Origin of the sequence: Streptomyces sp. NPDC090088 (assembly GCF_044747345.1) — a bacterium.
In the GTDB taxonomy this organism is placed as follows: domain Bacteria; phylum Actinomycetota; class Actinomycetes; order Streptomycetales; family Streptomycetaceae; genus Streptomyces.
The window spans coordinates 38,659-58,862 of the sequence record NZ_JBIVDZ010000016.1 but is presented as its reverse complement, the minus strand read 5'-3'; the positions used below and the strand labels follow the sequence as shown (position 1 = coordinate 58,862).

The following is a 20,204-nucleotide window of genomic DNA, read 5'->3' as shown; positions in this document are numbered from 1 at the left end:
CGCTCAGGCGAACCGCACAATGTCGTGGCAGAGGAGTCGCACATGACGACCGAGGACGTCCAGGAACCCACCGCAACGGGGCCCGGGGCCACCGCCGATCTGCGAGCCGCCGGCTGGAAGGCCATGCGCGCGGCCCTGCCCGGGGTCTTCCCGGAGGGGGAGGTCGACCTCCGCGACGGCCGTCTCGGGGAGGAACTGGTCGACATCGGCCTGACCAGCGTCTGGGGTGCGATCTGGGGCCGTGAGGGACTCGCGCCCCGGGACCGCAGCCTGGTCACGCTCGGCCTCCTGATCGCGCTGGGCGCCGAGACCGAACTGAAGACACATGTCCGGGTCGCGCTGACCAACGGACTGACCAAGGACGAGATCGCCGAGGTCATCTACCACTCCGCCGGCTACGCGGGCTTCCCCCGCGCGGTGGGCGCCCGCACCGCGGCGCGCGAGGCGCTGGGCGAGTGACGGGCGCCGTACGGCACCACCCGTACCCGGCACACCGCACGCATCAGGCACACAAGGAGCACGCATGACACTGCAGGGAAAGGTCGCGGTCGTCACCGGCGGCGCCCGCGGAATCGGACGGGCGATCGCGATCGTCCTCGCCTCGCACGGCGCGGCGGTCGCCGTCTGGGACCTGAACGCCGAAGGCGCGGAGAAGACCGTGGCCGAGATCCAGGAGGCGGGCGGCACCGCGATCGCCGTGGCCGGTGACGCCGCCGACGCCACGGCCGTCGCCGCCGCGGCGGCCCGGACCCGTGAGGAACTGGGCGCCGTCACGATCCTCGTGAACAACGCCGGCACCACCGCCTATGTGCCGTTCACCGGCATCAGCGAGGCCGCCTGGGACCGCATGATCGGCATCAACCTCAAGGGGCCGTTCCTGGTCACCAAGGAACTGGTGCCGGACATGCTGGCGGCCGGCTGGGGCCGGATCGTCAACATCTCGTCCTCGTCCGCGCAGACCGGCGCCCCCGCGATGGCCCACTACGCGGCCTCCAAGGGCGGCGTCATCGGCCTCACCCGGGCCCTCGCGATCGAGTACGCCGACAAGGGCATCACCGTCAACCACGTGCCGCCGGGCTTCATCGACACCCCGCTGGTGCGCGAGGGGCCGGTCGACGTCGAGGCGGCGGCGGCCACCATGCCCATGAAGCGGGCCGGGCAGCCCGAGGACATCGCCCACGCGGTGGCCTACCTCGCCTCCGAGGAGGCCGGTTACGTGACCGGCCAGAGCCTCAGCGCCAACGGCGGGCGCTACCTCGTCTGAGCCCCGCCGGCCGTACGACCGGCACGCTCGCCGTGTTCGCCGGGCCTCGCGGGACGGGCGCCGCCCTTCGCGCGAGGCCCGACCGGAGGCCGGGCCGCGTCCGTATGCGGACCTCCATGCGGACCTTTATATGCACCTTTATGCGGATCGAATTGATTCTGCCGACCGGTCGGTCTATTTTTCAGAGACGGACACCGCACCACGGACCCAAACGGAGTCACGCATGACGATCGACCACATCACCAGGGGGAACACGGCCGGCGAGGTGCTCGCATGACGGCCCCCGACCGCGTGCTGGTGGTGGGCGCCTCCGCGTCCGGACTGACCACCGCGGAGGCGCTGCGGCGCAAGGGGTACACGGGCGCCCTCACGGTGCTCGGCGACGAGCCGCACGTACCGTACGACCGGCCCCCGCTGTCCAAGCAGGTGCTCGCCGGGGAGTGGGAACCCGATCGGGCGGCCCTGCGCACCGAGGACGTCCTGTCGGCGCTGGACGCCGAGTTCGTGCTCGGTGACCCGGCCGTCGCGCTGGACCCGGCGACCCGCACCGTGCGCACCGAGTCCGGCCGGGAGCTGACGGCCGACGCGGTCGTGATCGCCACCGGCGTGCGGGCACGGCGGCTGCCCGGCCAGGACGCGCTCGCCGGGGTGCACGTGCTGCGCACCCTCGACGACGCCCTGGCCCTGCGCAAGGACCTGCTGGCCGGCCGGCGGCTCGTGGTCGTCGGCGAAGGCGTCCTCGGCTCCGAGATCGCGGCCACCGGACGCAAGCTCGGCCTGGACGTCACCCTGACCGGCCCCCTCGACGCGCCCATGGCCCTGCAGGTGGGCCCCCTGGTCTCCGGCGTCCTCGCCGAACTGCACACCGAACGCGGTGTCCGGCTGCGCCTGGGCAACGGCGTCACCGGGCTCACCGACGACGGCGCGGGCCGGGTGGCGGGCGTCCGGCTCGGCAGCGGCGAGACGCTGCCGGCCGACGTGGTGGTCGTCGCGATCGGCGCCGTCCCGGCCACGGACTGGCTCGCGGACAGCGGACTGCGGCTGGACAACGGCGTGCTCTGCGACGCCACCTGCCGGGCCGCGGACGGAATCTACGCGGTCGGGGACGTCGCCCGCTGGCACCACGAGTGGCTCGGCCGCCCGGTCCGCCTGGAGAACCGTACGAACGCCACCGAACAGGCCATGGCGGTGGCCGCGGCGATCCTCGGCGACGACCGGCCCTACGCGCCGGTCCCGTACTTCTGGACGGATCAGTTCGACGCCAAGCTCCAGGTGCACGGCTTCCTGCCGCCCGAGGCCGAAGTCGACGTCGTCGAGGGCGATCTGACGGCCCGTCGCTTCGTCGCCCGCTACCGGCTGGACGGCGTCGTCACCGGCGTCCTCGGCTGGAACATGCCCAAGCAGGCCCGGATGCGCCGACAGGAGATCGTCGACGCCTTCCGTACCCCCACCCCCACCCCCTGAACGAGCTGGAGAGATCCCATGAAGGTTGTCGTCGACGAGGAGAAGTGCGTCGCGGCCGGACAGTGCGTGGCCGCCGCCATGGACGTGTTCGACCAGCGCGAGGACGACGGCATCGTCGTCGTTCTCAACGAGAACCCGCCGGCGGAACTGGCCGACGAGGTCCGCAACGCGGCCGCGGTCTGCCCGGCGCTCGCCATCCGCATCGAGGAATAGCCCCTCCCGGGCTCGCTCCTTCCCCCCACCCCATCACCGTAGGAGAACCCATGGCCGAGGCAGAGGCCCGAACCGCCCCCGACGAGCAGGTCTACCACTACCAGGACGACCGGGACGCGAAGTGCCCCTTCGCCCCGCCGCCCGGGCTGCGCGCCCTGAACGAGACGGGCCCGGTGAGCCGGGGCCGGATCTGGGACGGCAGCACTCCCTGGCTCGTCACGGGCCACGCCGCACAGCGCGCCATCCTGTCCGACCCCCGGGTCAGCTCGGACGACAAGCAGGCCGGGTTCCCCTACCCGAACCGGGCCATGGCGGAGACCGCGCACCTGCACCCGCTCACCATCTTCAACGCGGACGGCGCCGACCACACCCGGATCCGCCGCATGATGACCCGGCCCTTCACCCGCCCCCGGATGGAGGCGCTGCGCCCGGAGATCCAGCGGATCACCGACGACCTCATCGACAAGATGCTGGCCGGCCCCAAGCCGGTCGACCTGGTCCACGCGATCGCGCTCCCGCTCCCCTCGCTGATGATCTGCGCGCTGCTCGGAGTGCCGTACTCCGACCACGAGTTCTTCCACGAGCACGCCTCCTTCGCCACCCGCAGCGACAAGACCACCGAGGAGCAGAACCACGCCAACGAGGCGCTGGGCGGCTACCTGGCGGCGCTCCTCCAGAAGAAGATGGCGGAGCCCGGCGAGGACGTGCTCTCGGACTTCGCCGCGCGCATCAAGGACGGCGACCTCACGCTCCCCGAGGCGACCCTGCTCTCCATGATCCTGCTGATCGCCGGTCACGAGACCAGTGCGACCATGATCACGGTGGGCACGGCCCTCCTCATGGACAACCCCGAACAGCTGGCCAGGCTGCGCGAGATCGAGGACACCAAGGACGCGGCGCCCGCCGTCGAGGAGATCCTGCGCTATCTGACCGTCGCCCAGTTCGGGCAGCGCCGGATCGCCGCCGAGGACTTCGCGTTCGAGGGCGCCGAGATCAGCGCCGGGGACGGCATCGTCGTCCCGCTGCCCGCCGGCAACTGGGACCCGCAGGCGTTCCCCGACCCGGAGAAGCTCGACCTCACCCGGGACTCGCGCCACCACCACGCCTTCGGCTGGGGCATCCACCAGTGCCTCGGCCAGCAGCTCGCCCGGATCGAACTCCAGGTCGTCTACGGCACGTTGTACCGGCGCGTCCCGACCCTGCGCCTCGCCGTCGACCGGGACGACCTCGTCTTCCGGCCGTCCGACGCGCTCGCCTTCGGCATCAGCGAGCTGCCGGTCACCTGGTAGCCGGAGCGCCCGCAAGGCCTCGCACCAACCGCCGGTTCCGGCCCGCCCGGACGGGACCGGCGTTCCGTATCCCGCACGCAACCGCCGCACAACAGGAGTCAGGCATGAGCAAGTTGAGCTTCGAAGGACGCGTCGCCGTGGTCACCGGCGCGGGTCGTGGCATCGGCCGGGCCCATGCCCGTCTCCTGGCGGCGCGCGGAGCGAAGGTCGTCGTCAACGACCTGGGCGGCTCCATGGAGGGGGACGGCTCGGACACCGGTCCCGCGCAGAAGGTCGTGGACGAGATCGCCGCGGCGGGCGGCGAGGCCGTCGCGGACACCCACGACGTCTCCACGCCGGCCGGCGGCCAGGCCATCGTCGACACCGCGATCGAGCACTTCGGCCGCATCGACGTCCTCGTCAACAACGCCGGGATCATCCGGTACGCGGGCCTGCCCGACATCGACGCGGAGAACCTTGAGCGCCACCTCGCCGTGCATCTCGTCGGCTCGTTCAACACGATGCGCGCCGCCTGGCCGCACTTCGTGGACCAGCGCTACGGCCGGGTCGTCCTGACCACCTCCAGCGGCATGTTCGGCATGGACAACAACCTGTCGTACGCGGCCGCCAAGGCGGGCACGGTCGGCATGGCCCGCAGCGCGAAGCTGGCGGGGGAGCCGCACAACATCAAGGTCAACCTGATCGCGCCGGCCGCGATGACCCGGATGGGCGGCGGCCCCGAGGAGGAGCCCGCCGAGGCCGCCCCGGGCATGCCGTACATGCCGTCCGACGCCGTCGCGCCCATGGTCGCCTACCTCGCGCACGAGAGCTGCCCGGTCAACGGCGAGACCTACACGGCCGGCGCAGGCCGCTTCGCGCGCCTGTTCCTCGCCTCCACCGAGGGCTACGCCCACGACGGCGGCCCGGCCTCGATCGAGGACGTGGCCGCGAACTGGGAGGCCATCAACGACGAGAAGGGCTACTACGTCCCCACCGACCTGATGGCCTGGACCGGGGCCTTCCTCAAGCACCAGCTCGGGCAGCTCGGGACGGGAGCCGCGTCGTCGTGAACCCCATGGCGGGGGTCTGACGCCCCGTCCTCTCCGTCTTCCCTGCTCTCTCCATGCCGCGCGAATTATTCCATTCGCGCGGCATTTTTCTGTTGGTGGAGAAGTGGCTGAGCTCGTCGGAAATTCTCCTGTCCGAAGGATTGATTGTACCGACCGTTAGGTCTACGTTACGTGCGAAGCCGGGCCCACTCCGCAGCCCGCGCTTCGCTCGGGCCGACGAGATACGTCGGCATTCCGGATCGGCCGGCTCACCGCTGCGCCCGTCCGATCTCCCCTCCGGCAAGGCGCTTCAGGCCGTGTCTGTCCGCGGCGGCTTCCCGCGCCCCCGACCGTCCACGGAAGGCCCCCATGTCCCAGACGCAGACCGTTCCGCCACAGGCGGACGACAGATCCCGCTCCACCACGCGCAACGTGCTCGTCGTCGTCGCGCTGTTGTGGACGGTCCAGCTCGTGTCGCTCGTCGCCGCGCTGTCCGGCATCGCCCAGGCCGACGTCGCGATCCACTTCCGGACCACCCAGATCGCCTGGTTCACCCTGATGACCCTGCTGACAGGGACCTTCTTCCTGCCGTTCATGGTCAAGGGCGCCGCCCTGTTCGGGAAGAAGCGCGTCCTGCTCGTCGCCACCGGCCTCGGCTTCGCCGGTGACCTGCTCGCCGCCGTCGCCACCGACTACCGCACCCTGCTCATCGGCCGCGGACTCGCCGGTGTCTACGCGGCCACGATGCCCATCGGGTACGCCATCACCCGCGACATCTTCCCGCGCCGCTGGGTCGGCATCGCCAGCGGCATCCTCGCCGGCGGCGTCGGACTGGTCGCCTTCGGCGGACCGTTCCTGGCCGGCTGGCTGCTGGACGACTACGGCTTCCGCGGCGTGCTCTGGTTCATGGCCGTCAGCACCGCGGTGAGCTTCGCGATGGTCGCCCTCTTCGTCCCGGAGAGCCCGGTCCGGCAGAGCGCGGGCCGCATGGACTGGACCGGCGGACTCCTCCTCGGCGCCGGGGTCACCGGACTCGTGTACGCGGTGGGAGAGGGCGCCGACTGGGGCTGGGGCAGCGGCAAGTTCATCGCCTTCGTCGCCGGCGCGGTGGTCGCGCTGATCGCCTTCCTGATCGTCGAGCGCCGGGTGGCCGAGCCGCTGTTCCCGCCGGCCATGACCCGGCGCCGGCCTGTGTGGACCGTGCTGCTGGCCACCTCCGTGGCGGCCGGTTCGCTCAGCGCCGTCGGCGTGGTCATCCAGCTGCTGGTGCTGATGCCGAACATCCCGCACGTCTCCGAGGGCCTCGGCTGGTCCGGTACCCACAACGCCATCGTCACCAGCCCGATCAGCGCGATGATCATCGTCGGGGCGGTGGGCACCGGCTGGGTCGCCCGCCGCGTGGACGCCCGGATCCTGCTGGCCATCGGCTCGGTGTGCACGGTCATCGGCTACGGCATCGGCACCCACCTGCACCACAACGGCCCCCAGATCGTGGCCTGGGGCGTGCTCGCGGGCCTCGGCACCGGCATGGTCGTCGCCGTCGTCCCCATCATGATCATCGAGGTGGTCTCGCCCGCCGAACAGGCCCTCGCCAACGGCGCCCAGACCCTCGCGCAGGGCGTCGCCCAGATCATCGTCTCCCAGCTGGCCTTCGTGGTCATGGCCCAGCACGGAGTGGTCCTCAAGGGCACGCAGTTCTACCTCGACCAGGGCTTCACCAACGGCCTCTGGCTCGTCGTCGGATGCTGCGCCCTCGGGACGGTGCTGGTCGCGCTCGTGCCGCGGAGCAGGCGGCTCGGCGAGGCCGAGACCCCGGTCCCGCAGACGGTCTGACGCACGGACCCACGGGGTGGAGCGGGCTACACCCGGGATCCGGGAGCCCGCTCCATCGTGGCGTCGGGCGGGGGACGGGATCGTGGTCGGCAGAGATCGAGAGCACCTGGCTCTCGTGCCGAGGAATTCCGCCGGTGGCCGCGAGCGCGCCGCCGTCAGAAGGGACCGACCCCATGGCCGTCGACCGACGCCGCCGTTTCACCGTCCTCGCCACCACCGCAGCCGCCGTCGCCCTGACCGCCGCCCTCGCCACCGGATGCGACCCCGGCGACTCGCTGGACTGCCTCACCAACGCCGACTCGATCGCCGACAGCATCACCGCCATCAACAAGGCCGGCGCCGACGCGATCGAGGACCCGACGCGGACCGAGGAGTCCATCACCACCATCGAGAAGAACCTGGACAAGATCAACGACAAGACGGACGACAACGCGGACCACGGCAAGGTCGACAAGGCGGTCGACGACCTCAACGAGGCGATCAAGGACTACAACAAGGCGATCCTGAACGGCGACACCCATCCCGACTCCAGCCGGATCGACGCGGCGGCCGACCGGCTCAAGAGCGTGTGCACGTCCTGACACGGTCGCCGGGCCCGGCCCCGCCGGAACCCGGAAACCGCCACCCGAGAGACACTCGTCCTGTGACGAGTGTCTCTAGTGAGGAGTGGCGCATGACCACGGTAGGTATTGCCACCGGTGCCGGTCGCGGGACCGGGCAGGCATGCGCGAGCCGCCTGGCCGACATGGTGGACGTGCTGTTGCTCGTCGACCGCGACGAAGCCGCCGTGACCGCGTTCGCGAAGGATCTGTCGGGCCGCGGCGGGCGGGCCGTCGCCGAACCGTTCACGGCGGACACCGCCGACCGCGACGACATGGCCCGGCTGGCCGCCCGGGCCGGGGAACTCGGCACGCTCCGGGCCGTCGCGCACGCCGAGGGCGTCGCTCCGGAGGAGGCCGACTGGCGGGGCATGCTCCAGGCCGACTTCGTCGCGACCGCGCTGGTCGCCGAGGCGCTGCGGCCGCTGGCGGGGGCCGGGACGGCGTTCGTGTACCTGGCCTCCGTGTCCCCGCTGATCGCCCACGTCGACCCCGACCCGGCGGTCGCGGCGGTCCTCGACGACCCGTTGCAGGAGGACTTCCTCGACCGGGTCCGCGAGGCGGTGGGCCCGGCGATCGAGGATCCCGCCTGGGCGTACCCGTGGGCCACGTACGGCGTGCACCGCTTCGTCCGCGCCGAGGCGGTGCGGCTCGGACCGTTGGGCGCCCGGGTGTGCTCGGTGTCGCCCGGTGCGATCGACACCCCGCAGACGCGGTTCGAGATGGCGCGGCACGCGTCGGTACGGGAGCTCGTCGAGAGCACGCCGCTGGGGCGTGTCGGCCGGTGCGAGGAGGTCGCGGCCGTCGCCGCGTTCCTGCTGTCGGACGGGGCGAGCTTCGTGACGGGCGTGGATGTCGTCGTGGACGGGGGGTTGTGCGCGGCGGTGGGGGAGGAGTGAGGCCCGCGCGGTTGGTGGGGGTGCGTTCGGCCGGTGCGCGGCTGCGGCGGTGTGGGGGCTGGTCGCGCAGTTCCCCGCGCCCCTTGCGGGGCGCTGCAGTCGCGTGACTTGCAAGGGGCAGGGCAATTCTCGCCTACGGTATTGGCATTCTCTTTTTGTGCAAGTAGCGTATCCGGGCGATGGATGACTTTGTGCAGACCTCGTCCGGTATCCCGCTGAAGCCGGTCTACGGACCGGCGGACCGGGGTGCCGAGCCGCCCGTGCCGGGTGCGTTCCCGTTCACGCGCGGCAACTACGCGTCCGGGTACCGGGGGCGGCTGTGGACGCTGAGGCAGTACTCGGGGTTCGGCACCGCCGAGGAGTCGAACCGGCGTTACCGCTATCTGCTGGAACAGGGCGGGACGGGCCTCTCCGTGGCGCTCGACCTGCCCACCCAGTGCGGTTACGACTCCGACGACCCGGAGGTGAGCGAGGAGGTCGGCCGGGTCGGGGTCGCCGTGGACACGCTGGCCGACGCGGAGGTGCTGTTCGAGGGCATCCCGCTGGACCGGATCAGCACCAGCTTCACCATCAACGGCACGGCGGCGATCCTGCTCGCGTTCTACGTGGCCGCCGCCGAGCGCAGGGGAGTCCCCCGGGCGAAGCTCACCGGCACCATCCAGAACGACATTCTCAAGGAGTACGCCTCCCGCGGCACCTGGATCTGGCCGCCGGAGCCGTCGCTCCGGCTGATCGCCGACACCATCGAGTTCTGCGCGGCCGAGGTGCCGAGGTTCAACGCGATCTCGGTGGCCGGGGCGCACTTCCGGGACGCGGGCGCCAACGCCGTGCAGGAGATGGCGTTCACGCTCGCGGACGGGGTGACGTACTGCGACACCGTGCTGGAGCGCGGCCGGATGACGATCGACCAGTTCGCCCCGCAGGTCTCCTTCTTCTTCTACACGCACGGCGACTTCTTCGAGGAGATCGCCAAGTACCGTGCGGGGCGCAGGCGCTGGGCGTCGATCGTGCGCGAGCGGTACGGCGCCGCGTCCGACAAGGCGGCCATGTTCCGCTTCGGGTGCGTGGCCGGCGGCGCCTCGCTGTATGCCCCGCAGGCCCGCAACAACACGGTCCGGGTCGCCTACGAGGCACTCGCGTCCGTCCTCGGCGGGGTCCAGTCGATGTTCACCGCCGCCTGGGACGAGCCGTTCGCCCTGCCCAGCGAGGAGTCGGCGACCCTCGCCCTGCGCACCCAGCAGATCCTCGCCCAGGAGACCGGCGTCGCCCGCGTCGCCGATCCGCTCGGCGGCTCCTACTTCGTCGAGGCCCTCACCGACGCCACCGAGGAGCGGATCGTCGAGATCATGGCCGATCTGGAGGCGCACGGCGGCATGGTCCGGGCCATCGAGGACGGCTATCTGCAGGGGCTCATCGCCGACGAGGCCTACCGGATCCACCAGGAGGTCGAGGCCGGCACCCGCCCGGTCGTCGGCGTCAACCGGTACGTCGACGCACACGAGCCCGCCCCGGAGATCGCCACCTACGAACTCGACGCGCGGGGCCGCGAGACCCAGCTCAAACGGCTCGCCCGCGTCCGGGCCGAACGCGATCCGGCCGGAGTCCGGGCTGGGCTGGCCGCCCTCTCCCGGGCCGCCGAGGGCACCGACAACCTGATGGGCCCCCTGATCGACTGCGCCAACGCCTACTGCACGGTCGGCGAGATGGTCACGGCGCTGAAGAACGTGTGGGGCGAGTTCCGGCAACCGGTGGTGTTCTGATGGGGATCCGCGTGCTCATCGCCAAGCCCGGCCTGGACGGCCACGACCGGGGCGCCAAGATCGTGGCGCGGGCCCTGCGCGACGCGGGCTTCGAGGTCGTGTTCACCGGCATCCGCCAGCGCGTCGACGACATCGTGGCCACCGCCGTCCAGGAGGACGTGGCGATGGTCGGTCTCAGCATGCTCTCCGGCGCGCATCTGGCGCTGACGGCGAAGACGGTCGAGGCGCTGCGGGCCGCGGACGCCGGGGACATCGCGGTCGTCGTCGGCGGCACGATCCCGCCCGCGGACGTGCCGCGGCTCAAGGCCGCGGGTGCGGCGGGGGTGTTCCCCACCGGCACCCCACTGGACGTGGTGGTCGCCGAGGTGCGCGCCCTCACGGCGTCCCCCTGAACCCCCTCTGAATCCACAGACTTTCCCCGGCTCCTCGCAGGAGCGGGGCCCGCACCCGGACAGCTGGAGGGAACGTGCGGATCGGTGTCATGATCGGGCCCGAGCGGGGCGACTCCGCCCGCAAGGCGGCACGGATGCTCGCGGACGTGGAGTGGGCCGAGTCGGCGGGCCTGGACACCGCCTGGATCCCACAGATCCCCACGGACTTCGACGCGTTGACCGCCGTCGCGCTGATGGGCGCGCGCACCTCGCGGATCGAGCTGGGCACCGCCGTCGTACCGCTCCAGGCCCAGCACCCCATCGCGCTCGCCCGCCAGGCCCTGTCCACGCAGGCGGCCACCGGCGGACGGCTGGCGCTGGGGGTGGGCCCCTCGCACCACTGGATCGTCCAGGACATGCTCGGCCTGCCGTACGAGCGCCCGGCCGGGCTCACCCGCGACTACCTCGACATCCTGGACGCGGCCCGCCGCGGCCCCGGCCCCGTCGACGTCGAGAACGCCACCTACACCGTGCACAACCCGCTCGACCTCGGCCCCGTGGCACCCCTGCCGGTCCTGCTCGCCGCCCTCGGCCCGGTCATGCTGGCCCTCGCGGGCGAGCGGGCCGACGGGACGGTGCTGTGGATGGCCGACGAGCGGGCCGTCGCCGAGCATGTCGTGCCCCGGATCACCAAGGCCGCCGAGGCCGCCGGACGTCCGGCACCGCGCATCGCCGCCGGGATCCCGGTCTGCCTGTGCCGCCCCTCCGAGGTCGACGCGGCGCGGGAACGCGCGAACCGCATTCTCGGCGAGGCGGAGATCTCGCCCAACTACCAGCGGCTGCTGGAGTACGGCGACGCCAAGGACGTCGGCGACCTGTGCGCGGCCGGCGACGAGGCGGCCGTCGCCGCCCGGTTCCGGCGGTTCGCGGACGCGGGCGTCACCGACCTGTCCGTACGCCTGCTGCCCCTCGGCGACGGCCGCGAGGAACTGGTCGCCTCCAAACGCCGTACCCGGGAGATGATCGCCGGTCTCGCGGCGGAGTTCCGGTGAACCCCGGACCGCTGGCCGGGCTGCGCATCCTGGAGGTCGGCCACATCCTCGCGGGCCCCTTCGCCACCATGCTGCTCGCCGACCTCGGCGCCGAGGTCACCAAGATCGAGCCGCCCGGCGGCGACCTCTCCCGGCAGGTCGGCGACGCCTACTTCGCCAGCATCAACCGCAACAAGCGCAGCATCCGCCTCGACCTCACGACCGAGCAGGGACGGGCCAGGCTCGGCGAGTTGGCCACCGACGCGGACGCGCTGCTGGTGAACCTCAAGCCGTCGGTGATCCGGCGCCTGGGCCTCACCTACGACGCTCTGCGCCGCTTCAACGAGCGGATCGTCTGCGTCGCCGTGACCGGCTACGGGCTGGACGCGGGCGACGACCCGGCCTTCGACTACGTCATCCAGGCCGCGACCGGCGTCGCCGCGCTCACCGGGGACCCCGACGGTCCGCCGACCCTGCCCGGCTATTCCTCCGCAGACAACTCGGCCGCTCTGACCGCCGCGTTGGGACTGCTCGCGCAGATCGTGTCCGGGCGCGGCGGCCAAGTGGAGGTCGCGCTGCGGGACGTGATGCTCGCCCAGCTCAACTACCGCGCCGCCGCCTACCTCAACGACGGCGTCGAGCCGCGCCGCATGCCCCACGGCGCCCACTCCTACTACGTACCGGCCCAGCTCTTCCCCACGGGCGACGGGTACCTGGCGCTGTTCGTCACGCACGACGGCTTCTGGCGGGCCTTCGCCGCCGAGGCCGGGATCGACGGCTTCCCGACGATGGCCGAGCGGGCCGCCCGCCGCGACGAGGTCCTCGCCGCCGTCACCCGGGCCCTGGCCGCGGACACGGCCAAGGGCTGGGAGGCGCGGCTGCGCCCGCTCGGCGTCCCGGCGGCGGCCGTGCGCACCCTGCCCGAGGCGCTGGACGCCACCCCGGAGATGATCGTGCGGGCGGGCGGCTTCCGGCTGATCGGCAGCCCGGTCCGGGTCGCCGGATACCAGCCCGAGTTCCGGCCGCCGCCCCGCCTCGGCGAACACGGCTCACTCGTAGTGGACGGTGACTGACCCCTCGTCCGGCACGCCCTGGCAGGTGAGCACGTATCCCTCGGCGACCTCCTCCTCGGTGAGGACGTCGTTCACCCGCATCGTCACGCTGCCCTCCGTCACCCTGGCCATGCAGGTGGCGCAGTTGCCCGCCTCGCAGGAGAACGGCGGGGTGAGACCGGCCCGGCGGGCGCTCTGCAGGAGGGTCTCGTTCGGGTGCTTGGGCACCGAGACGCGGGCGCCGCCGAGCAGGACGGTGACGGTCCCGGCGTCCTCCGGCGCCTTGCTGCCGTTGACCGCGGGTACGGCCGCACCGCCGCCGAAACGCTCGCTGAAGACCCGCCCGGGACCGGGCAGCGCGGCCTCCACCAGCTCCATGAAGGGCTCCGGCCCGCACACGTACGCGTCCGCGTCGGTGTCCGCCCCGACGAACTCCCGTATGCCGTCCGGGTCCAGGAACCCGCGCTCGGCATCGAGATGCCGTACGACCGTCAGCCGCCCGGGGTAGCGGGCGGACAGTTCCTCCAGCACCGAGCGGAAGATCGCCGCGTCCCGGTCGCGGTCGGCGCAGAGCAGCCGGACGCTCCGCCCGGTGCCGGCGAGGGTGCTCTTGGCCAGGGAGAGGATCGGGGTGACACCGCTGCCGCCGCTGAAGCCGAGGAGCGGTGTCCCGGCCGGGCGCAGACAGAACTTCCCGCGGGGCTCGGTCAGTTCGAGCTCGTCGCCCTCGCCGACGCGGTCGAGGAGCCAGTTGGAGACCCTGCCTCCCGGGACGCGTTTGACCGTCGTCGTCAGCTCGGCGTCGGACTCCGGAGCGCTCGACATCGAGTACGAACGCAGCAGGTCCCGCCCGTCGACCCGGACCCGGAACACGCAGAACTGCCCGGCCAGATAGGTGAACGGGCCGTCGTGCGGGTCCAGCACGAAGGTCCGGGCGTCGGCGGTCTCCTGGACGATCTTGACGACGGTCGCACGCCGGAACAGGGCCGGGCTCGCCATGGACGCCCTCCTCAAGCTCTGGTATCAAGGTTCTGTCCCAATGAGAATACTATTCTCACCTGGCGAAGGGGACCCTCTCAACGGGCGGGAGCGAGAGATGACCGAACGGGCCGCGCTGGTCTTCGAGAACCGGGAGTACAGCCGAACCGAGCTGACCGCGCTCGCGGACGGGCTGGCCGGCACACTGGCCCGGCGGGGCCTGCGGGCGGGGGAGCGGGTGGCGCTGATGTCGTCCAACCGGCCCGAGTTCGTGATCGCCGTACAGGCCGTCTGGCGGCTGGGCGCGGCGGTCGTCCTGCTCAGCCCGGCCTGGAAGCGCGGCGAGGTCGAGCACGCCCTGGCCGTCACCGAGCCGGACCACGCCGTCGGCGACCACCCGGTGCTCGACGGCCTGATGCCGATGCTGCACCTGGACGAGCCGATCGTGCCGGGACGGGCGCGAGAGGTGCCCGTGGACCGGGAAGCCGACGCGGTGCTGGTGTTCAGCTCGGGCACCACCGGGATGCCCAAGGCCGTCCGGCACACCCACGGCTCGCTGGCCGCCGCCGTCCGCCACTGGCGGGACGCCCTCGGCCTCACCGCCCGCGACCGGCTGCAGATCGCCACCCCGCCCTCGCACATCCTGGGCCTGCTCAACATCGTCACGGCCCTCGAAACCGGCGCCCGGCTGCGGCTGCACCGCCGCTTCGACCTCGACCGGCTGCTGCACCACATCGAACGCGACCACATCACCGTGGAGATGGCCGTCGCCCCGATCGCGCTCGCCCTCGCCTCCCACCCGAAGCTGGAGTCCTACGACCTGTCCTCGCTGCGGTACATCATGTGGGGCGCCACGCCGGTGACCCCGAGCATCGCCGAGACGGTGACCCGGCGGACGGGCGTCGGCTGGGTGCCCGCGTACGGGGCGAGCGAACTGCCCGTCATCGCCTGCAACCCGCTCGACGGGGCCCGGCTGGACACGCCCGGCCGTCCCGTGCCCGGGGTGCGCCTGCGGGTCGTCTCGCTGGACAGCGGTGAACCGGTCGGCCCCGGCGAGACCGGGGAGATCGAGGTGCGCTCCGCGTCCCTGATGGCCGGCTACCTGCCGGCCGAGGCCACGGCCGACGCCCTCCACGACGGCTGGTACCGCACCGGTGACGTCGGCAGCGTCGACGCTGACGGCTGGGTGTACCTCACCGACCGCTCCAAGGAGATGATCAAGGTGCGGGCCTTCCAGGTGGCCCCCGCCGAGGTCGAGGCCGTCCTGCACGGTCATCCGGCGGTCGCCGACTGCGCGGTGTTCGGCGTCCCCGACGGCGCCGACGGGGAGGCGGTCGTGGCGGCGGTGCGGCGGGCCGCGCCCGTCGAGGCCGCCGAACTCGTCGACCTGGTCGGCAGCCGGCTGGCCTCCTACAAACGGCCGCGCCGCGTCGAGTTCGTGACGGAGATCCCGCGCCTGCCCTCGGGGAAGGCGCTGCGGCGAGTGCTGAAAGAGCGGGTCCTCAAGGAAGAGCTTCTCAAGGAGCGCGATGGACGTACGGCTGACAGCTGAGCAACGCCAACTCCGGGACGCGGCGGCCCGCCTGGCCGATGACTTGGGCCCCGGCTCGGTCCTCGCACTGGACGACGCCGACCGGATCGCCCGACTGGAGAAGGCGGTCGAGGCCACCGGCTGGCGGGCGTTGCGCTCGGACGGCGCCTCCGGCGTCGAGGTGGCCCTGGTGGTGGAGGAGTTCGGGCGCGGGCTGGTCGACGTGCCGTACCTCGGGCCGGTGCTCGCCGACGGTCTGGCCCCCGGGCTCTCCGCGGCGACCGTGGCCGTGCCCGGCTCGGTGACCGGTTCCGTGACCGGACGGGCGTGGGACACGCGCGGCATGCGACAGGCTCTCGCCCTCGCGGGCGACCGGGTCCAGTCCTCCAGGATCGGTCCCCTCGCCCCCGGCGCCGATCTGACCCGCCGCACCGCCGAACTGCGCGGTGCTCCCGAGGAGATCGGCACGCTCACCGCCGAAGCGGCGCACCGCTGGCGGGCGTTGGCCATGGTCGCCACCTCCGCCGACCTCGTCGGGGCGGCCCGCGGCGCACACACTCTCGCCTGCGACTACGCCAGGATCCGTGAACAGTACGGCCGGACGATCGGCTCCTACCAGGCCGTCGCCCATCTCCTCGCCGAAGGGCTGGCCCTGATCGAGGGCTCCGTCAGCGTCCTGCGGCACGCGGCCTGGGCCGTCGACGAACTGCCGCCCGCCGAGGCGCTCAGGGCCGCCCGGATCGCCAAGCTCTACTGCGCCCGCGCCGCCCGCACCGTCTGCGAGACGGCCGTCCAGGTGCACGGCGGCATCGGCAACACCTGGGAGTGCCTGGCCCATGTCCATCTGCGCCGGGCGCTGACGTCCGCCGACCTGTTCCCCGTGCGCCTGGAGGAGATCGACCGTGGACTTTCGTGACGCGCCCGAGGAGGCCGCCTTCCGCGACCGCCTGCGCACCTGGCTGGCCGAGCACGCCGGCGCCTTCCCCACGTCCGGCGACGCGTACTGGGCCCGCCAGGGCGACTGGCACCGCGCCCTGCACGCGGCCGGATTCTTCGGCCTCTCCTGGCCCGAGCGGTACGGCGGCCACGACCTCCCGCCGGTCTACGACGTCATCCTCGACGAGGAACTGGTGCGCGCCGGCGCCCCGGCCCGTCCCAGCCTCGGCTATCTCGTCCAGGGCCTCGGCCGGCACGGCAGCGAGGAACTGCGCCGCCGCTTCCTGCCCGGCATGATCGACGGCACCGAACGCTGGTGTCAGGGCTTCAGCGAACCCGGCGCCGGCTCCGACCTCGCCTCCCTCACCACCAGCGCCAGCCGCGACGGCGACACCTATGTGGTGAACGGCCACAAGATCTGGACCAGTTACTCCGACGTCGCCGACTGGTGCCTGCTCCTCGCCCGCACCGACCCGGACGCACCCCGCCACCGGGGTATCTCCGCGTTCGTCGTCGCCATGGACCAACCCGGCGTGGAACAGCGCCCGCTGAAGATGATGAGCGGGGTGACCAAGGAGTTCGGGCAGGTCCTGTTCGACGGCGCGACCGTGCCCGCGGACCAGATGGTCGGCGCGCCCGGGGAGGGCTGGGCGCTGGCCATGACGGTCGTCGGACACGAGCGCGAACCCTCCACCCTCGGCTTCTCGGCCCGTTACGGGAAGATCGTCGGCGACCTCGTGGCCCGCACCCCGGGCACTCCGCCGCCCGAGCTCGCCTGGGCGATCGTGGAGACGGAGATGCTGCGCCTGCATGTGCGCCGCAGGCTCTCCGAGCAGCTCGACGGCGTCTCCCACGGCCCCGAGGGCTCCCTGGACAAGCTCCTCATGACCTGGACCGAGCAGGCGGTGGGCCACGCGGCCCTGGCCGTCGGCGGCACCGACGACCCGGAGCTCCTGCACACCTACCTCTACAGCCGCGCGCAGAGCGTGATGGGCGGCACCTCGCAGATCCAGAAGAACATCATCGCCTCGCGGATCCTCGGACTGGGAGCCTGACATGACGGACGGTCAGCACATGTACGGCATGCCTGCGGAGATCGAGGTCCGCGCGGACGGGCCGTTGCGGATCATCACCCTCAACCGGCCCGACGCGCTCAACGCCGTCAACGACCCGCTGCACACCGGCCTCGCCCGGCTCTGGCCCCGGCTCGCCGGCGACCGGGACGCGCGGGCCGCCGTACTCACCGGGGCGGGGACGGCGTTCTCGGCGGGCGGTGACTTCGGCTACCTCGACGAGATCCGACAGGATCCCGACCTGCTGGCCAGGACGATCGCTCACGGCCGTGACCTGGTGCTGGGGATGGTCCGCTGCCGGGTCCCCGTCGTCGCCGCGGTCAACGGCCCCGCCGTGGGCCTCGGTTGCAGCCTGGTCGCGCTCAGCGACATCGTCTACATGGCCGAGTCCGCCTACCTCGCCGACCCGCACGTCCAGGTCGGCCTGGTCGCGGCCGACGGCGGCCCGCTCACCTGGCCGCTGCACACCAGCCTGCTGCTCGCCAAGGAGTACGCCCTCACCGGCGCCCGTATCCCGGCCGAGAAGGCCGTCGCCCTCGGCCTGGCCAACCACGTCGTGGCCGACCCGCTCGCCGAGGCGACCGCCTGCGCCAAGCGGATCGCGGGACTGCCCCGGCAGGCGGCGGAGAGCACCAAACGCATCCTCAACCTGCACCTGGAACGCGCGGTCCTCGCCACCCTCGACTACGCCACGACCGCCGAGGAGCAGTCCTTCCGGACCGATGACTTCCGGGACACCCTCGCCCGCCTCACGAACCGGGAGAAGTGACCCGCCGCCGCGGCGGGGCCGCTCACTTCGGCGGGAAGCGCAGCGCCCCGTCCAGGCGGATCACCTCGCCGTTGAGATAGTCGTTCTCGCAGATGTGCTGGACGAGGGCCGCGTACTCGGGGGAGCGGCCCATCCGGCGGGGGTGCGGGACCTGCGGCCCCCAGTACTTCTCCAGCTGGTCGCCGGCCTTGCCGTAGGCGGGCGTCAGGAACGTGCCCGGGGCGACGGTGACCACTCGGATGCCGAGCGGGGACAGGTCGCGGGCGGCCACCAGGGTCATGGCGGCGACCCCGCCCTTGGCCGCCGCGTACGGCAGCTGCCCGATCTGGCCCTCGTACGCCGCGATCGACGCGGTGTTGACGACGACCCCGCGGCCGCCGTCCTCGTCCACGGGTTCCTGCCGGGCCATCGCGGCGGCGGCCAGCCGCAGGACGTTGAAGACGCCGGTCAGGTAGATGTCGACGGTCCGCCGGAACCCGGCGAGGTCCAGCGGCTCACCGTCCCTGCCGACCAGCCGGCCGCCGCTCGCCGGGCCGCCGTGCACGTCCACCGAGATCCGCAGCGGGCCCAGCGACTCCGCCTCCCCGAGGGCGGCACGCACCTGGCCCTCGTCGGTGGCGTCCGTCCGCACGTACCGGACCCCCAGCTCCTCCTCCAGGGCCTTGCCCTTCTCGTCGGCGAGGTCGGCGACGACCACGGACGCTCCCGCCGCGTGCAGCCGGCGCACGGTCGCCTCGCCCAGACCTCCGGCTCCGCCCACCACGACCGCTGACGCCCCTTGAACCCGCATCGCGACTCCCCTCCCAGGGATACATGGTTCTAGTATGAGGAGAGTAGCATTCTCGCAGTGTGCTGAGATCCCTGTCCGGCCCGCCGAGTTGGAGACCTCCATGCCCGAGGCAGTCATCGTGTCCGCCCTGCGCACCCCCGTCGGCACCGCCCGCAAGGGGACCCTGCGCGACACCACCGCCTTCGAACTGGCCCACCACATCGTCGGGGCCGCCGCGGCCGGGCTCGACCCGGACCGCGTCGACGACGTCATCCTCGGCGAGGGCCTCTACGGCGGCGGCGTCCTCGCCCGGCACGCCGCCCTCACCACCGGCCTCACCGGGATCCCGGGGGCGGCCGTCAACCGGCACTGCGCCGCCGGCCTGGCCGCCGTCGCCGACGCCGCCGCGAGCATCCGCGCCGGGATGGACGAACTCGTGATCGCGGGAGGCGTCAACTCCGCCTCCACGGCCCCGAAATCGGCCTTCCGCGTCGACGGCGCCTGGGTCGAGCCCTGGATGCCGCCCACCCACCCCGACCGCCCTGACGCCCCCAACAACGACATGTCGATCACCATCGGTTGGAACGTCGCCCAGCGCGCCGGTATCAGCCGCGAGGAGATGGACGCCTGGGCGCTGCGCTCGCACCGCAACGCCGTACGCGCCATCGACGAGGGCCGGTTCGACGCCGAGACCGTGCCCGTCGACACCCCGCACGGCCGGTTCGCGGTCGACGAACACCCCCGCCGCGACACCTCGTTGGAGAAGCTCGCCGCCCTCAAGCCGCTGCACCCGGAGATCGACGGCTTCAGCATCACCGCGGGCAACGCCTGCGGAGGCAACGACGGGGCGGCGGCCCTGGTCGTCGCGAGCGAGGCGACGGCGACCGCCCAGGGCCTGCCCGCGCTGGCCACCGTACGGTCCTGGGCGTCCGTCGGCGTGGACCCCGCGGAGACCGGGCTCTCACCCGTCAAGGTCATCCCGAAGGCGCTCGCCCGCGCCGGCCTCACCACCGCGGACGTCGACCTCTACGAGATCAACGAGGCCTTCGCCTCGGTGACCGTGGCCGCCGTCCGCCTCCTCGACCTCGACCCCGACCGGGTCAACGTCAACGGCAGCGGCTGCTCCCTCGGCCACCCCGTCGCCGCCACCGGCGCCCGCATGCTCGTCACGCTCGTGCACGAACTGCGCCGCCGGGGCGGCGGGATCGGCGTCGCGTCCATGTGCGCCGGGGGCGGGATGGGGTCGGCGATGGTGGTGGAGGTACCGGCGCCCTGACACCGGCAGCGGGGGCGGCGCTGCTCCGGCGTGCGGGTCATGTCGGTGCCGCGGCGCTGCTCCGGCGGG

20 protein-coding genes are annotated in these 20,204 nt (G+C 72.6%); 18 read left to right on the top strand and 2 right to left on the bottom strand.

Annotation, left to right across the window (positions count from 1 at the left end):
* Nucleotides 1-42 precede the first annotated feature (42 nt).
* From ACIPSJ_RS50350 to ACIPSJ_RS50290, 13 genes are all read left to right on the top strand, one after another.
* Nucleotides 43-459, top strand: a complete 417-nt coding sequence (locus ACIPSJ_RS50350) for a carboxymuconolactone decarboxylase family protein (protein WP_359223754.1) — start codon at nt 43-45, stop codon at nt 457-459.
* A gap of 64 nt (nt 460-523) precedes the next feature.
* On the top strand, nt 524-1,264 hold the full coding sequence (locus tag ACIPSJ_RS50345) for an SDR family NAD(P)-dependent oxidoreductase (RefSeq protein ID WP_355727718.1): 741 nt from the start codon (nt 524-526) through the stop codon (nt 1,262-1,264).
* 273 nt (nt 1,265-1,537) lie between these two features.
* On the top strand, nt 1,538-2,728 hold the full coding sequence (locus ACIPSJ_RS50340) for an FAD-dependent oxidoreductase (RefSeq protein WP_359223757.1): 1,191 nt from the start codon (nt 1,538-1,540) through the stop codon (nt 2,726-2,728).
* An 18-nt stretch (nt 2,729-2,746) separates the two neighbouring features.
* Nucleotides 2,747-2,941, top strand: coding sequence for a ferredoxin (locus ACIPSJ_RS50335; protein ID WP_266423071.1), 195 nt, complete (start codon nt 2,747-2,749; stop codon nt 2,939-2,941).
* Nucleotides 2,942-2,991: 50 nt separating this feature from the next.
* On the top strand, nt 2,992-4,230 hold the full coding sequence (locus ACIPSJ_RS50330) for a cytochrome P450 (protein ID WP_401356878.1): 1,239 nt from the start codon (nt 2,992-2,994) through the stop codon (nt 4,228-4,230).
* A 104-nt stretch (nt 4,231-4,334) separates the two neighbouring features.
* A complete protein-coding gene (locus tag ACIPSJ_RS50325; protein ID WP_359223761.1) occupies nt 4,335-5,279 on the top strand; it encodes an SDR family NAD(P)-dependent oxidoreductase in 945 nt (314 codons plus the stop codon).
* 348 nt (nt 5,280-5,627) lie between these two features.
* Nucleotides 5,628-7,091, top strand: a complete 1,464-nt coding sequence (locus ACIPSJ_RS50320; protein ID WP_401356875.1) for an MFS transporter — start codon at nt 5,628-5,630, stop codon at nt 7,089-7,091.
* Between the two features lie 173 nt (nt 7,092-7,264).
* A complete protein-coding gene (locus ACIPSJ_RS50315; RefSeq protein WP_359223765.1) occupies nt 7,265-7,672 on the top strand; it encodes a hypothetical protein in 408 nt (135 codons plus the stop codon).
* A gap of 92 nt (nt 7,673-7,764) precedes the next feature.
* The gene (locus tag ACIPSJ_RS50310; RefSeq protein ID WP_401356872.1) at nt 7,765-8,589 is read left to right on the top strand and encodes an SDR family oxidoreductase; all 825 of its coding nucleotides are present in this window, start codon (nt 7,765-7,767) and stop codon (nt 8,587-8,589) included.
* 179 nt (nt 8,590-8,768) lie between these two features.
* Nucleotides 8,769-10,349, top strand: a complete 1,581-nt coding sequence (locus tag ACIPSJ_RS50305; RefSeq protein WP_401356869.1) for a methylmalonyl-CoA mutase family protein — start codon at nt 8,769-8,771, stop codon at nt 10,347-10,349.
* Entirely contained in the window at nt 10,349-10,741 is a 393-nt protein-coding gene (locus ACIPSJ_RS50300) for a cobalamin B12-binding domain-containing protein (RefSeq protein ID WP_355727732.1), read from the top strand. Before ACIPSJ_RS50305 ends, ACIPSJ_RS50300 begins: the two co-directional genes overlap by 1 nt.
* 74 nt (nt 10,742-10,815) lie before the next feature.
* Nucleotides 10,816-11,772: a TIGR03564 family F420-dependent LLM class oxidoreductase gene (locus ACIPSJ_RS50295; protein WP_401356867.1), complete on the top strand. Its 957-nt coding sequence runs from the start codon at nt 10,816-10,818 to the stop codon at nt 11,770-11,772.
* The gene (locus tag ACIPSJ_RS50290) at nt 11,769-12,824 is read left to right on the top strand and encodes a CaiB/BaiF CoA transferase family protein (protein ID WP_401356865.1); all 1,056 of its coding nucleotides are present in this window, start codon (nt 11,769-11,771) and stop codon (nt 12,822-12,824) included. Before ACIPSJ_RS50295 ends, ACIPSJ_RS50290 begins: the two co-directional genes overlap by 4 nt.
* Here the strand turns inward: ACIPSJ_RS50290 and ACIPSJ_RS50285 are convergent.
* On the bottom strand, nt 12,801-13,802 hold the full coding sequence (locus ACIPSJ_RS50285; RefSeq protein WP_401356863.1) for a 2Fe-2S iron-sulfur cluster-binding protein: 1,002 nt from the start codon (nt 13,800-13,802) through the stop codon (nt 12,801-12,803). The genes ACIPSJ_RS50290 and ACIPSJ_RS50285 overlap by 24 nt on opposite strands.
* A gap of 97 nt (nt 13,803-13,899) precedes the next feature.
* On the opposite strand from ACIPSJ_RS50285, the gene ACIPSJ_RS50280 reads away from it, so the two are divergent.
* Genes ACIPSJ_RS50280 through ACIPSJ_RS50265 form a run of 4 tightly spaced genes read left to right on the top strand, consistent with a single transcriptional unit; the run spans nt 13,900 to nt 18,090 of the window.
* Entirely contained in the window at nt 13,900-15,333 is a 1,434-nt protein-coding gene (locus ACIPSJ_RS50280; RefSeq protein WP_401356860.1) for a class I adenylate-forming enzyme family protein, read from the top strand.
* The gene (locus ACIPSJ_RS50275; RefSeq protein ID WP_401356857.1) at nt 15,311-16,228 is read left to right on the top strand and encodes an acyl-CoA dehydrogenase family protein; all 918 of its coding nucleotides are present in this window, start codon (nt 15,311-15,313) and stop codon (nt 16,226-16,228) included. The genes ACIPSJ_RS50280 and ACIPSJ_RS50275 overlap by 23 nt, the downstream gene beginning before the upstream one ends.
* Nucleotides 16,215-17,303, top strand: a complete 1,089-nt coding sequence (locus ACIPSJ_RS50270) for an acyl-CoA dehydrogenase family protein (RefSeq protein WP_401356854.1) — start codon at nt 16,215-16,217, stop codon at nt 17,301-17,303. The genes ACIPSJ_RS50275 and ACIPSJ_RS50270 overlap by 14 nt, the downstream gene beginning before the upstream one ends.
* A 1-nt stretch (nt 17,304) precedes the next feature.
* Nucleotides 17,305-18,090 (top strand): enoyl-CoA hydratase/isomerase family protein, encoded by a 786-nt coding sequence (locus ACIPSJ_RS50265; protein WP_401356852.1) that lies wholly within the window; start codon nt 17,305-17,307, stop codon nt 18,088-18,090.
* A gap of 22 nt (nt 18,091-18,112) precedes the next feature.
* Here the strand turns inward: ACIPSJ_RS50265 and ACIPSJ_RS50260 are convergent, their stop codons facing one another.
* Complete coding sequence (locus ACIPSJ_RS50260) at nt 18,113-18,880, bottom strand: SDR family NAD(P)-dependent oxidoreductase (protein ID WP_401356850.1); 768 nt, start codon at nt 18,878-18,880, stop codon at nt 18,113-18,115.
* A gap of 100 nt (nt 18,881-18,980) precedes the next feature.
* On the opposite strand from ACIPSJ_RS50260, the gene ACIPSJ_RS50255 reads away from it, so the two are divergent.
* Nucleotides 18,981-20,135: a thiolase family protein gene (locus ACIPSJ_RS50255; RefSeq protein ID WP_359223786.1), complete on the top strand. Its 1,155-nt coding sequence runs from the start codon at nt 18,981-18,983 to the stop codon at nt 20,133-20,135.
* Nucleotides 20,136-20,204: the final 69 nt, after the last annotated feature.